Source organism: Streptomyces sp. NPDC058741 (assembly GCF_042746715.1).
In the GTDB taxonomy this organism is placed as follows: Bacteria; Actinomycetota; Actinomycetes; order Streptomycetales; family Streptomycetaceae; genus Streptomyces.
Genome location: NZ_JBHYQH010000003.1, coordinates 192,435 through 205,607 on the forward strand (window position 1 = coordinate 192,435; position 13,173 = coordinate 205,607).

The 13,173-nt window shown below is 72.5% G+C and carries 11 protein-coding genes and 3 tRNA genes; 6 read left to right on the forward strand and 8 right to left on the reverse strand.

Annotated features, from left to right (window positions below; genetic code table 11):
• Positions 1-42 precede the first annotated feature (42 nt).
• The 3 genes from ACFW6P_RS03710 (at position 43) to ACFW6P_RS03720 (ending at position 4,870) form a co-directional block, all read left to right on the forward strand.
• Positions 43-2,013, forward strand: coding sequence for a hypothetical protein (locus tag ACFW6P_RS03710; protein WP_386422886.1), 1,971 nt, complete (start codon positions 43-45; stop codon positions 2,011-2,013).
• A 364-nt stretch (positions 2,014-2,377) separates the two neighbouring features.
• Positions 2,378-3,850 (forward strand): N,N-dimethylformamidase beta subunit family domain-containing protein, encoded by a 1,473-nt coding sequence (locus tag ACFW6P_RS03715; RefSeq protein ID WP_386422831.1) that lies wholly within the window; start codon positions 2,378-2,380, stop codon positions 3,848-3,850.
• Positions 3,851-3,970: 120 nt separating this feature from the next.
• Positions 3,971-4,870, forward strand: a complete 900-nt coding sequence (locus tag ACFW6P_RS03720) for a phosphoribosylaminoimidazolesuccinocarboxamide synthase (RefSeq protein ID WP_386348877.1) — start codon at positions 3,971-3,973, stop codon at positions 4,868-4,870.
• Positions 4,871-4,937: 67 nt separating this feature from the next.
• Here the strand turns inward: ACFW6P_RS03720 and ACFW6P_RS03725 are convergent.
• From ACFW6P_RS03725 to ACFW6P_RS03760, 8 genes are all read right to left on the reverse strand, one after another.
• Positions 4,938-5,013 (reverse strand) — tRNA-Gly (locus ACFW6P_RS03725).
• A 22-nt stretch (positions 5,014-5,035) separates the two neighbouring features.
• Positions 5,036-5,656, reverse strand: coding sequence for a response regulator (locus ACFW6P_RS03730; protein WP_386348874.1), 621 nt, complete (start codon positions 5,654-5,656; stop codon positions 5,036-5,038).
• A complete protein-coding gene (locus ACFW6P_RS03735) occupies positions 5,653-6,948 on the reverse strand; it encodes a sensor histidine kinase (protein ID WP_386348871.1) in 1,296 nt (431 codons plus the stop codon). Before ACFW6P_RS03735 ends, ACFW6P_RS03730 begins: the two co-directional genes overlap by 4 nt.
• Positions 6,949-6,971: 23 nt before the next feature.
• Positions 6,972-7,772, reverse strand: coding sequence for an ABC transporter permease (locus ACFW6P_RS03740; RefSeq protein WP_386348868.1), 801 nt, complete (start codon positions 7,770-7,772; stop codon positions 6,972-6,974).
• Positions 7,769-8,734 carry an ABC transporter ATP-binding protein gene (locus ACFW6P_RS03745; protein WP_386348866.1) on the reverse strand — a complete coding sequence of 322 codons (966 nt, stop codon included), beginning with the start codon at positions 8,732-8,734 and terminating at the stop codon, positions 7,769-7,771. Before ACFW6P_RS03745 ends, ACFW6P_RS03740 begins: the two co-directional genes overlap by 4 nt.
• A gap of 131 nt (positions 8,735-8,865) precedes the next feature.
• Positions 8,866-8,938, reverse strand: a tRNA-Gly gene (locus tag ACFW6P_RS03750).
• A gap of 80 nt (positions 8,939-9,018) precedes the next feature.
• Positions 9,019-9,090 (reverse strand) — tRNA-Gly (locus tag ACFW6P_RS03755).
• Between the two features lie 133 nt (positions 9,091-9,223).
• Positions 9,224-9,541, reverse strand: coding sequence for an Lsr2 family protein (locus tag ACFW6P_RS03760; RefSeq protein ID WP_386348863.1), 318 nt, complete (start codon positions 9,539-9,541; stop codon positions 9,224-9,226).
• 322 nt (positions 9,542-9,863) lie between these two features.
• On the opposite strand from ACFW6P_RS03760, the gene purS reads away from it, so the two are divergent.
• From purS to purL, 3 genes are read left to right on the forward strand one after another with little or no spacing between them, the layout of a single operon-like run.
• Positions 9,864-10,127 carry a phosphoribosylformylglycinamidine synthase subunit PurS gene (purS, locus tag ACFW6P_RS03765; protein WP_030251612.1) on the forward strand — a complete coding sequence of 88 codons (264 nt, stop codon included), beginning with the start codon at positions 9,864-9,866 and terminating at the stop codon, positions 10,125-10,127.
• Positions 10,124-10,804, forward strand: a complete 681-nt coding sequence (gene purQ, locus ACFW6P_RS03770) for a phosphoribosylformylglycinamidine synthase subunit PurQ (protein ID WP_386348859.1) — start codon at positions 10,124-10,126, stop codon at positions 10,802-10,804. Before purS ends, purQ begins: the two co-directional genes overlap by 4 nt.
• Positions 10,801-13,059: a phosphoribosylformylglycinamidine synthase subunit PurL gene (gene purL, locus ACFW6P_RS03775; protein WP_386348856.1), complete on the forward strand. Its 2,259-nt coding sequence runs from the start codon at positions 10,801-10,803 to the stop codon at positions 13,057-13,059. Before purQ ends, purL begins: the two co-directional genes overlap by 4 nt.
• Positions 13,060-13,173 lie beyond the last annotated feature (114 nt).

The window sequence follows — 13,173 nt, forward strand, 5'->3', positions numbered from 1 at the left end:
CGTCAGCTCAACGGGGAGGGGGTGAGGTCGGTCGTGACCGGAGTGGGTGTGGAGGCAGGTGCGCGGATCGCGCGGGCCCGGGCGCTGGTCGTGCTGCGCGTGCGCAGCCGCGCGCTGGCCGTCGCCCTGCTGCCCGCCGCCGTCGCCGTGATCCTGCTCGCGGGCGCCGCCGGGGACCGCCTCGAAGGTCCCGTCTGGGACGCCGCCCGCTGGGTTCTGACGCCGGTCGCGGTCCTGGTGCTGCTCGCCGCCGGCGGGGTCGCCCTGGTCGTGGACCGGGCCCGCCCCGCCGTGAGCCCGACGGTCCCGATCGCGGAGGACGCGGCCCCCGATCTGTACCGGATGGTGCGCGACCTCGCCGACCGCCTCGACGTCCCCGCGCCCTCCGCGATAGCGCTCACCCCCGACTGCGACAGCTGGCTGGAGGACCGCACCCACCGCACCCACCGCACCCACCGGGCCCACGGCCTGCCCCCGGCCGACGAGCACGACGACATAGCGGGCGGCGGGAAGGCCGGGCACCGCCGGCATCCCGTTGCACCGATCCTGGTCATCGGCTCCCCGTTCCTGTGGTGGATGCGGGTCGGTGAGCTGCGCGCGGTCCTCGCACCGGTCGTCGCCGGTACGGGCCCCTCCGCCCACCCGGACATAGCCGCCGCCCGGCGCTTCGTGCGCGGTCTGGACGCGGCGGTGGCCGTGTCCTCCGAGCCGCGTCGCGACCCGGTGTCACGGGCCGTGCTCGCCGGTGTCGGCTGGGTGGCCCGGCTGCTGCTGCGCGGCTGCCGGCAGCACGCCGCCGAGATGGAGCGGGGCGTGGCCGCCGCGGCCGCGGAGCGTGCACAGGCTGTGGACTACGGGCTGCGGATCGTCGCCCAGGAGCAGGTCGGCCTCGCCTACGCGGGCTGGGACCGGCTGCTGACCCGGGTCGCGCTGCCCGCATGGCGGATGGGCCGCTGGCCGTCCAGGCTGGACGCGGGCGTGGTGGCGGCGCTCACGGAGCTGTCCCGGCGCGACCGCCTGGCCGAGGGCTTCGCCTCCCGCCTCGGCGAGCGGCCCGCCTGTGACCTGCTGGAGGAGCCGGGCGCGGTCGACGAGGCCGCCTCCCTGCTCGCCGCCCGCCTCTTCCACGGCGGCCCCACCGGGGCCGGGCCCGACTGGTCGCCGGTGGACTGGAGCGAGTACCCGAAGGAGGTCGTGGACCGCAAGTGGCGCCTCGACGCGGCCCGCCTCCACCGCGTCCTGGACACGATGGGGGTCCGCCCCGTCCCCGGACCCGCGTCCCCGGCCACCGCAGCCCCCACCCTGTCCCGCGTGCTGGACCACCTGACGGAGACGGCCGCCCTGCCCGGCGCGTCCCCCCTGCCGGACACCCCCTGGCCCACCGCCCACACCGGCCCCGAAGGAAACACCCCCGCCCCGGCCTCACCTCCCGCCTGGAGAACCGGCACCGGCGGCACTGGCGGCACTGGCACGACCGGCACGACCGGCGCCACCGGCACGACCGGCACGACCGGCGCCACCGGCGCCACCGGCACGACCGCCGCCACCGCCGCCACCGGCACCACCGCCGCCACCGCCCACGACGAGGACCTCGCCGGTACGACGGCCCGCAGCGCCGCCCTCGCCGCCCACCTCAGCGCCGAACTGGCCCGCGAGGAGGCCGCCCCGGCCCCGGCGCTTCCCCAGCCCACCCCCGCCGGGCCCGACCCGACGGCGGCCCTCTGGGACGACCGGGCCCTCCCCCTCTTCCCGCTCCAGCCCCCGCGCACGGGCCGGGAACTGCTCGCCGACCACCTCACGGCGATGCTCTGCTGCGCCGCGATGGACACCGCGGGGGCGACGCCCGGCCTGGACTGGCTGGACGGCCCGACGCTCCTCGTCTCCGGCGGTGAACGCGCCGCCGACCTGGCGCCCAAGGTCCTCGCCCTGATCGAGGACGGCGACCCCGCCCCGCTGCGCGCATGGCTGGCCGAGCTGGGGATACGGCCGGAGAAGCCGGTCCGGCTCGCCTGATCCCCACCCGGGCCGTCCCGCCCCCCGCCGGATCTTCGACTTCCGCTCCTGGCCGATTCGCGACGAACAGTGACGGAGTGCGCGCTACATGTGATGTGCTGAGACCGTTCATGTGCAGGGCAAGGGCGCATGACATACGACACGCACATAAGCCCGAAGCCGCCGCAGCGGCACAGCGCACCGCCGTAAGCACAGCGCACCGTCTGCACCGCACCGCACACAAGAACACCACCGCACCGCACACAAGAACACCACCGCACCGCACACAAGAACACCACCGCACCGCACACAAGAACAGCCCGCACACCACCGCGCACACCACACCGACGGGCACCACCACGGGGGCAAGGGGAGGGGAAGCAGCATGGGTTCGGAGCAGATCCCGCGCTGGGAGTCGGGAGCGCTCGCGCACGCCGTGACGGATCCCTTCGGGCAGGGCCCCGTACCGTGGCTGCGCGGCAACGTGACGTACTTCGACGACACCGGCCGGATCGTCCCCTGGTACGTCGACCAGGACGCGCTCCACCCCTCGAAGGGCTGCCGCTCCGGCGGGCCCCGCGCGGCCGACGACGTGAACCGCCAGATCAAGGGCTTCACCTCCACCGGCGCGGTCGCCCCGGGCGAGGCCATCGACTTCCGCGTCACGGTCGACCCGCCGCAGGAGTTCGCCGTCGACGTCTACCGCATCGGCCACTACGGCGGTGACGGCGCCGCGAAGATCACCACCAGCCCGCGCCTGTCCGGCATCGTCCAGCCCCCGCCCCTCACCGCGGACCGCACGGTCTCCTGCCACCACTGGTGGCTGTCCTGGCGGCTGCAGATCCCGACGTACTGGACCGTCGGCGCGTACGTCGCCGTCCTCACCACTGCCGACGGCTACCGCTCCCACGTCCCGTTCACCGTCCGCCACGACCAGCCGGCGGACCTGCTGCTCGTGCTGCCCGACATCACCTGGCAGGCGTACAACCTCTACCCGGAGGACGGCCGGACGGGCGCGAGCCTCTACCACGCCTGGGACGAGGAGGGCCGGCTGCTGGGCGAGGCGGACGCCGCCACGACCGTGTCGTTCGACCGCCCCTACGCGGGCGTCGGCCTCCCGCTGCACGTCGGCCACGCCTACGACGTCATCCGCTGGGCCGAGCGCTACGGCTACGACCTCGCCTACGCCGACGCCGCCGACCTGCACGCGGGCCGTGTCGACCCCACCCGCTACCGGGGCCTGGTCTTCCCGGGCCACGACGAGTACTGGTCGGCCGACATGCGCCGGACCGTCGAGACCGCCCGCGACGCCGGCACCTCGCTCGTCTTCCTCTCCGCCAACTCCATGTACTGGCAGGTGGAACTGGGCCCTTCCCCGTCCGGCGTCCCCCACCGGCTGCTGACCTGCCGCAAACGCAAGGGCCCCGGACGGCCCGTGCTGTGGCGGGAGATCGACCGGGCGGAGCAGCAGCTCATCGGCATCCAGTACGCGGGCCAGGTGCCCGAGCCGCAGCCGCTGCTCGTGCGCAACGCCGGGCACTGGCTGTGGGAGGCGACCGGGGCCCACGAGGGCGACGAGATCGAGAACCTGGTGGCGGGCGAGGCCGACCGCTACTTCCCGCGCACCCCGCTGCCCGGCCACGAGGAGCGCGTGCTGCTCGCCCACTCCCCGTACACCGACAAGCGGGGCGTCCCGCGTCACCAGGAGACGTCCCTCTACCGCGCTCCGTCGGGTGCCTGGGTCTTCGCAGCCGGAACGTTCGCCTGGTCCCCGGCCCTGGACCGCCCGGGCCACGTGGACCCGCGCATCCAGCGCGCCACCGCCAATCTCCTGGACCGCATCTGCAAACGCGACTGACCCGCTGTCCGTGAGGTGGCTCGCATACGGGAGAATCGAGCCGTAGGCCCGCCCGTCTCCCGCCACCACCCTGAGGGAGCCCTGCGGGCACGCCTCTTGTTTCAACCACGGGGAGGAACCGTGTCCGGATTCGTAGAAGAGCCCGAGCCGATCCAGGTTCCGGGCCTGGTGCATCTGCACACGGGCAAGGTGCGCGAGCTGTACCGGAACGAGGCGGGCGACCTCGTGATGGTCGCCAGCGACCGCATCTCCGCGTACGACTGGGTGCTGCCGACCGAGATCCCCGACAAGGGCCGTATCCTCACGCAGCTCTCCCTGTGGTGGTTCGACCGGCTGGCCGACCTGGTCCCGAACCACGTCCTGAGCACGGAGCTGCCGGAGGGCGCGCCGGCCGAGTGGGAGGGCCGCACGCTGGTCTGCAAGTCGCTGCGGATGGTGCCCGTGGAGTGCGTGGCCCGCGGCTACCTGACCGGCTCGGGCCTGGCCGAGTACCGCGAGACCCGCACGGTCTGCGGCCTCGCCCTGCCGGAGGGCCTGACGGACGGCAGCGAACTGCCGGCCCCGATCTTCACCCCGGCCACCAAGGCCGAGGTCGGCGAGCACGACGAGAACGTCTCCTACGAGGAGGTCGCCCGGCAGGTCGGCGCGGACACCGCGGCCCACCTGCGCCAGGCGACCCTCGCGGTCTACTCCAGGGGCCGGGACATCGCCCGGGAGCGGGGCATCATCCTCGCGGACACCAAGTTCGAGTTCGGCTTCGACGGCGACACCCTGGTCCTCGCGGACGAGGTCCTCACCGCGGACTCCTCCCGGTTCTGGCCGGCCGACCAGTGGGAGCCGGGCCGCGCGCAGCCGTCGTACGACAAGCAGTTCGTGCGGGACTGGCTGACGTCGCCGGAGTCCGGCTGGGACCGCGCGGGCGAGCAGCCGCCGCCGGTCCTGCCGCAGCGGGTCGTCGACGCCACCCGCGCCAAGTACGCAGAGGCCTACGAGCGCCTCACGGGCACGAGCTGGTCGTAGGCCTGCTCGTAAGGCGGCGAGAAGCGGACACGAAGAAGCCCCCCGGCGGGACCGGGGGGCTTCTCACTGGAGCGAACGACGAGGTTCGAACTCGCGACCTCAACCTTGGCAAGGTTGCGCTCTACCAACTGAGCTACGTTCGCACGCGCCGTGGCGCGGGACCCACTATACCCAACCCCGCTCCCGCGCGAGGCGCACCGCCGCGTGCCGGTTCTCGGCGCCCAGCTTCGAGACGGCCGACGACAGGTAGTTCCGCACGGTCCCCTGCGACAGCGCGGCCCGCTCGGCGATCTCCGCGACGGGCGCCCCGTCGGCCGCCAGCTCCAGCACCTCGGCCTCCCGCGGGGTCAGCGGCGAGTCCCCGGCGGCGATCGCGTCGGCGGCCAACTCCGGGTCGACGTAACGGTTCCCGGCGTGCACGGTCCGGATGAGCTCCGCGAGCCGCTGGGCGCTCACCGTCTTCGGCACGAACCCCCGCACCCCGGCCTCCAGGGCCCGCCTCAGATGCCCGGGCCGCCCGTGGCTGGTGACGATGAGCACCTTGCAGCCGGGCAGTTCGGTCCGCAGCGATGTGGCGACCTTCACACCGTCGGCGCCGGGCATCTGCAGATCCAGTACGGCGACGTCGGGCCGGTGCGCCCGCGCCATCGCCAGCGCCTCCGGACCGGTGGCCGCCTCGGCGACGACCGTCAGGTCGTCCTCCATCGACAGCAGCGCCGCGAGCGCCCCACGGATGAGGTGCTCGTCGTCGGCGAGCAGCAGCCGCACGGGCTGCCCGGCCGTCATGGCGTGACCTCAGGCACGGCGTCCAGCTCGGCGGTGGACGGGGCGCGGTGGGCGGGGGACCGGGCCGGCACCGACGGCAGCGGAATCTCCGCCGTCAGCCGGAACATGCCCTTCCCCGCGGGCCCCGCCTCGAGCGTCCCGTCGAGCTCCGCCAGCCGCTCCCGCAGCCCGGCGAGTCCGGAGCCGGCCGGCGCCGACGCTCCCTGCGCCCCGTCCGCGACCCCGGTGACCCCGTCGTTCTCCACGGACAGCACCACACACCCCTCCGTCACCCGCAGCCTCACCGCACACCGCCGTGCGTCCCCGTGCCGCAGCACGTTCGTCGCCGCCTCCCGGACGACCCATCCCAGAGCCGGCCGCACCGCCGCCGGCAGTCCGGCCACCGGCACCGCGTCCACCGTGCACGCGATGCCCGCCGCGGCCAGCACTCCCCGTGCCCCGGCCAGTTCCGACGCCAGGTCGGCCTCCCGGTAGCCGCGGACGACTTCCCTCACTTCCCGCTGCGCCTCCTGCGCGAGCCGCTGCACCTCCACCATCTGCGTCACGGCCTCGGGCCGCTCCCGCTGGGCGAGCTGCACGGCGAGTTCGCTCTTGAGGGCGATCACCGCGAGGTTGCGGCCCATGACGTCGTGCAGGTCCCGCCCGAACCGCAGCCGCTCCTCGGCGACGGCGAGCCGGGCCCGGGTGTCGCGGGCCTCGGCGAGTTCGTAGACGGCGTTGAGCAGCCACACGGAGAAGACGGCCGTGAAGGCGATGAACCCCCCGCCCGCCAGCACGATCAGCGCCGTGAGGAGCGCGGCGGACGCGGGGGCGCCGAACGCTGACGCCACGAGCCAGGCGCCCAGGGCGAAGCCGCCCGGGATGCCGAACGCGCGCCGCCGGTCGCGGACGCCGAGCGCGAGGATGCCCGGTCCGAAGACGAGGACGACGCCGAAGACGCCGCCCGCGGCGGTGTCGACGTCGTCGCCGCGCGGCCCGTGCTCGACGATGCCGAGGGCGGCGACGGAGAGCACGGCGGTGACGGTGGCCAGGGTCCACAGCAGTCCGACGGGCTGGGGCCTGCGTCCCCGCGTCCAGTCCAGCGCCCGGGAGACGGTGGCGAAGCAGACCACGGCGTGCACGCCCACCATCAGCAGCACCAGGCCGCCCAGCCGCGGCCCCAGCGGCGCGACGGACGTGAGCCCGACGGAGCAGAACTCCATCACCGCGAAGAAGTGGAACGACCACCGCGTGTACGTCTCGACCTTCGCCGGCGTCGTCTTGCGCCGCCACCATCCGCCCGGCCCGCGCATCAGCCCGTCACTCCCCCCTCGGCTCAGCGCCGCGGTTCCCAGTGGAACCGCCGCCGTACAGCAAACACGGCGACGGCGATCCAGGCCAGCGCGGTCGCGACGGCGCCCAGTGCCTCGGGGGCGGGCAGCTCGCCGGTCCAGCCCCCGCGCACCAGGGTCATGACGGGCGTCAGCGGCAGCAGTGCGCACACGGAGGCCACCTTGTCGGGCAGCAGCTCCAGCGGGACGAACATCCCGGAGCCGACCATCGAGACCATCAGCAGCGGCATCGGCGTGACCTGGGCGCTCTCCCCGGTCCGGGTGAAGCTCGCGGTGGCGGCGGCCAGGGCGGCGCACAGCACCAGCCCCGACAGCAGCCCCAGGACGGCGTAGTGGGGCGCGGCCGGCGCGGCCACGTCCAGCAGCACCGTGCACCCCGCGGCGAGCAGCAGGCTCTGGGCGAGCCCGGTGACGACGGCCGGCAGGGCCGCGCCGGCCAGGATCTCGGCGTCCCGCAGCTCACCGGTGCGCAGCCGTTTCAGGACGAGCTCCTCGCGCCGGACGACGAAGGTGCCGACGAGCACCGAGTAGACGGCGAACAGCAGGGAGAAGCCGATCGCGGCGGGCAGCACGAAGGTGCCGGTGTCGAGCCCGGCCTCGGCGAGGTCCATCTCGCGGGCCGCCTGCGAGGCGCTGACCGGCAGCACCAGCGGCACGAACAGCGCGGCCACGAGGGCGCCCCGGGTCCGTCCGAGCAGGGTCAGTTCGGCGCGGGCCAGAGCCGTCATCCGGCTCAGCGGCGTGGTCGCCGCTGCCGGGCGGGACTCGGGGTGGGTGGCGCTCATGCCGCGTACTCCTTGCTCGTGGTGGCCCGCTCCGGGGAGACCTCCCGGGCGATGTGGAGGAACGCCTCCTCCAGGGACGCCGACCGCACGTCCAGCCGGCGCAGTTCGACCCCGGCCCGCGCGGCCCAGGTCAGCAGCCCGGTGGCGGCCCGCTGCAGTTCGTGGGTGCGCAGCCGGACGGTCCGGCCGTCGGTCTCGTGGCCGCTCACCCCCAGCTCGCCGAGCGGCGGGAGGTCGCCGACGAAGTAGCCCTCGGGCAGCTCGAAGGTGATCCGGGACGGCTGGGAGGCGGTGACCTCGGCCGGGGTGCCGGTGGTGGCGATGCGGCCCTCGTGCATGATCGCCAGCCGGTCGGCGAGCTCCTCGGCCTCCTCCAGGTAGTGCGTGGTCAGCAGGACCGTCGTCCCGCCGTCGCGCAGAGCGCTCACCAACTCCCAGGTGTCGCGGCGGCCTTCGGCGTCCAGGCCGGTGCTCGGCTCGTCCAGGAACAGCACCTCGGGGTCGCCGAGGAGCGCGAGCGCCAGGTCCAGCCGCCGCCGCTGGCCGCCGGAGAGCTGCTTGACCCGGGTACCGGCCTTCGACGCCAGTCCGACCAGCGCCAGCACCTCCGCCGGCGGCCTGGCCCCGCTGACGCACCCGGCCCACATCCGCGCGGTCTCGGCGACGGTCAGCTCGGACGGGAAGCCGCCTTCCTGGAGCATCACGCCGGTGCGGGGCCGTACGGCGGCGCGCTCGGTGTGCGGGTCGTGCCCGAGGACGCGCACCCGGCCGCCGGCCGGAGCCGCCAGTCCCTCCAGCACCTCGACGGTCGAGGTCTTGCCCGCTCCGTTGGTGCCCAGCAGCGCGAAGATCTCCCCGCGCCGGACGGAGAAGCTGATGCCGCGGACCGCCTCGAACCCGCCCCCGTACACACGCCGCAGGTCAGTGACCTCAATCACGTGTTCGTGTCCGTTTGTTTCCATGCCTTCAGCGTCCCGTCGGCACGATCCCGGGGGCAGTGCGCGCTGTCATCACTCGGCATGACAAATGTCAGTGGGACGCCCTGCGCACACGAAGAAGACCCCGGTCCTGAAGGACCGGGGCCTCTTTCCCGAGCGGACGACGAGGTTCGAACTCGCGACCTCAACCTTGGCAAGGTTGCGCTCTACCAACTGAGCTACGTCCGCATTGCTCCCGACCAGCTCTCACTGACCGGTGCGCGCACCAGCCTACCTGATCCACCACAGTGGCCGGTACGGCGATGCAGAGCGGGTGACAGGAATCGCACACTGCGCCTTCCCCCTGGAAGGGGGATGTTCTACTACTGAACTACACCCGCACGTCTGAGTGGGCCGGGCCTTTCGGCCTCGCCCCTCGGCGTGCTCCAGACTCTAGCTGATCAGCAGGGGTGCTGCGCAAGTCGGTTGCCGCGAGGGGCGGTGACCGGACCTCGGACCGCGCCCGACGGGCCGTCACCGGGCGGCGCTGAACGCCTCGTAGACCCTCTTGGGGATGCGCCCGCGCGCGGGGACCTCCATCTTGTTGGCCTGGGCCCAGGCCCGTACCGCGGACGGGTCGGGGGCGACCTCCGTCTGCCGGTAGGCCTTGCCCGAGCGGGACCGCTTGCGGCCGGCCTCCACGTACGGCGCGAGGGCCTTCCGCAGTTCTCCGGCATGGACCTCGCTCAGGTCGATCTCGTACGACTTCCCGTCCAGTCCGAAGGCGATCGTTTCCGCCGCTTCCGAGCCGTCGATGTCGTCGAAGAGAGTGACCACGACCTTCTGCGCCACGAATATCGGCCCCTTCCTGCGGCACTTGCCAATTCATTTGTACAGCGCCCGGCAATGCAATGTGAAACCCGACTAAATCCTTCCGCGTGTCAAAAATCAAGGGGGGAGCGAAGCGACGTCGATTGAGGGTGGGGGCGGGAGACGGGCGGGCGCAATAGGTTCCGGGTGTCGATCGGGAATCTTTCCCGGAAATTTTCACCGGTGGCGCGGTCGATGCGGGATCGTGATGACGGTCACGTAGCTTCCTACAAGTCGACGCGCGTAGAAATTTTGTGCGGGTAGTCTGAACGGACCTGCTCAGCACCACACACCGGGAGTGCCAGTGGCACGCGTCGTAGTCGACGTCATGCTCAAGCCGGAGATCCTCGACCCCCAGGGCCAGGCGGTGCAGCGCGCACTGCCGCGGCTGGGTTTCGACGGGATCTCGGACGTCCGCCAGGGAAAGCGTTTCGAACTGGAAGTTGACGGGCCGGTCGACGAGGCCGCCCTCGCCCGCATTCACGATCTTGCGGAGTCCTTCCTCGCGAACACCGTGATCGAGGACTTCACCGTCCGCGTCGAGGAAGTCGCGGAGGCCGTGAAGTGACCGCTCGTATCGGCGTCGTCACTTTCCCGGGCAGTCTGGACGACCGTGACACCCGGCGCGCGATCCGTGTCGCGGGGGCCGAGCCGGTCGCCCTGTGGCACAAGGACAAGGACCTCAAGCAGGTCGACGCCGTGGTGCTGTGCGGTGGTTTCTCCTACGGCGACTATCTGCGCGCCGGGGCCATCGCCCGTTTCTCGCCGGTGATGGAGCCTCTGCTGGAGCAGGCGAAGGCCGGTCTGCCGGTGCTCGGCATCTGCAACGGCTTCCAGATCCTCACCGAGGCCCACCTGCTGCCGGGCACGATGCTGCGCAACGACCACCTGCACTTCATCTGCCGCGACCAGAAGCTGCGCGTGGAGAACGCCGGGACCGCCTGGACCACCGACTACACGGCCGGCCAGGAGATCCACATCCCGCTGAAGAACAACGACGGGCAGTACGTCGCCGACGCGTACACGCTCGACCAGTTGGAGGCCGAGGGCCGCGTCGCCTTCCGCTACCTGGACTTCAACCCCAACGGCTCCCAGCGGGACATCGCCGGCGTCACCAACGAGGCCGGGAACGTGGTCGGTCTCATGCCGCACCCCGAGCACGCCGTCGAGCCGCTGATCGGCACCGGCCGCACCGACGGCCTCCCGTTCTTCACCTCGATCCTCAAGAAGCTGGTCAACGCATGAGCCGGACGCCTCTGGACACGGTCGAGCACGCGGCCGCGACCCCCGACGTCGAGCTGCCCTGGGCCGAACTGGGCCTGAAGAAGGACGAGTACGAGCGCGTGGTCGAGATCCTCGGCCGCCGGCCCACCGGGGCCGAGCTCGCCATGTACTCGGTGATGTGGTCGGAGCACTGCTCGTACAAGAGCAGCAAGGTGCACCTGCGCCAGTTCGGCGAGAAGGCCCCCGAGTCCGACGCCATGCTCGTCGGCATCGGCGAGAACGCCGGTGTGGTGGACGTCGGCCAGGGCTACGCGGTCACCTTCAAGGTCGAGTCGCACAACCACCCGTCGTACGTCGAGCCCTACCAGGGCGCGGCCACCGGTGTCGGCGGCATCGTCCGCGACATCATCGCGATGGGCGCCCGCCCGGTCGCGGTCGTCGACCCGCTGCGCTTCGGCGCGGCCGACCACCCCGACACCAAGCGCGTGCTGCCCGGTGTCGTCGCCGGCATCGGCGGCTACGGCAACTGCCTGGGCCTGCCCAACATCGGCGGCGAGGTCGTCTTCGACTCCTGCTACCAGGGCAACCCGCTGGTCAACGCCGGTGCCATCGGCGTCATGCGGCACGAGGACATCCACCTCGCGAAAGCCTCGGGCGCGGGCAACAAGGTCATCCTCTACGGGGCCCGGACCGGCGGCGACGGCATCGGCGGCGCTTCGATCCTGGCCTCCGAGACCTTCGACGACGCCAAGCCCTCCAAGCGCCCCGCCGTCCAGGTCGGCGACCCCTTCCAGGAGAAGCTCCTCATCGAGTGCACCCTGGAGGCCTTCAAGGAGAAGCTGGTCGTCGGCATCCAGGACCTCGGCGCGGCCGGCCTGTCCTGCGCCACCTCCGAGCTCGCCTCCAACGGCTCCGGCGGCATGCGCGTCACCCTGGACGACGTCCCGCTGCGCGACTCCACGCTCTCGCCCGAGGAGATCCTCATGAGCGAGTCGCAGGAGCGCATGTGCGCCGTCGTCGAGCCGGAGAAGGTCGACCGCTTCCTGGAGATCTGCGGGAAGTGGGACGTCATCGCCACCGTCATCGGTGAGGTGACCGACGGCGACCGTCTGGAGATCTACTGGCACGGCGGCAAGATCGTCGACGTCGACCCGCGCACGGTCGCCCACGAGGGCCCGGTCTACGAGCGCCCCTACGCCCGCCCGTCCTGGCAGGACGAGCTGCAGGCCGACGACGCGAACAAGCTGCCCCGTCCGCAGACGTCCGAGGAGCTGAAGGACCAGGTCCTGAAGCTGGTCGGCTCCCCGAACCAGGCCTCCAAGTCCTGGATCACCAGCCAGTACGACCGGTTCGTGCAGGGCAACACCGTCCTCGCCCAGCCCGAGGACTCCGGCATGATCCGCATCGACGAGGAGACCGGCCTCGGCGTGGCCATCGCCACCGACGGCAACGGCCGGTACGCCAAGCTCGACCCGTACCACGGCGCGCAGCTGGCCCTGGCGGAGGCGTACCGCAACGTCGCCACCACCGGCGCCAAGCCGCTGGCCGTCTCCGACTGCCTGAACTTCGGCTCGCCCGAGGACCCGGCGGTGATGTGGCAGTTCGCGGAGGCCGTGCGCGGTCTGGCGGACGCCTGCCGGCAGCTCGGCACGCCGGTCACGGGCGGCAACGTCTCCCTCTACAACCAGACGGGCGAGGCGGCCATCCACCCGACCCCGGTCGTCGCGGTCCTGGGCGTCATCGACGACGTCGCCCGCCGCACCCCGGTCGCCTTCCGGGAGGAGGGCCAGCTGCTCTACCTCCTCGGCGACACCCACGAGGAGTTCGGCGGCTCGGCCTGGTCGCAGGTCGTGCACGACCACCTCGGCGGTCTGCCGCCCAGGGTCGACCTGGAGCGGGAGCGGCTGCTCGCCGAGATCCTGATCTCCGCCTCCCGCGACGGCATGATCGACTCCGCGCACGACCTGTCCGACGGCGGTCTGGTCCAGGCCGTGGTCGAGTCGGCGCTGCTCGGCGGGAAGGGCGCGCGCCTGATCGTCCCGGACGGGCTGGACGCGTTCACCTTCCTGTTCTCCGAGTCGGCGGGCCGCGCGGTCGTGGCCGTACCGCGCTCCGAGGAGCTCCGCTTCAACGACATGTGCGGTGCACGGGGCCTGCCGGCCACCCGCATCGGCGTCGTGGACGGTGACACGATCGACGTGCAGGGAGAGTTCACCCTCTCCCTGTCCGAGCTGCGCGAGACGCACGAGAGCACGATCCCGGCCCTGCTGGCGTAAGCCGGCCGTACGTCACGAGGCCCCCACCCGGTCCGCCGGGCGGGGGCCTCGGCGTCTTCGCACTCCCTTCGCCCGGTGCCTCTTCCACGAGATCACGTACTTCCGCAATCTCGA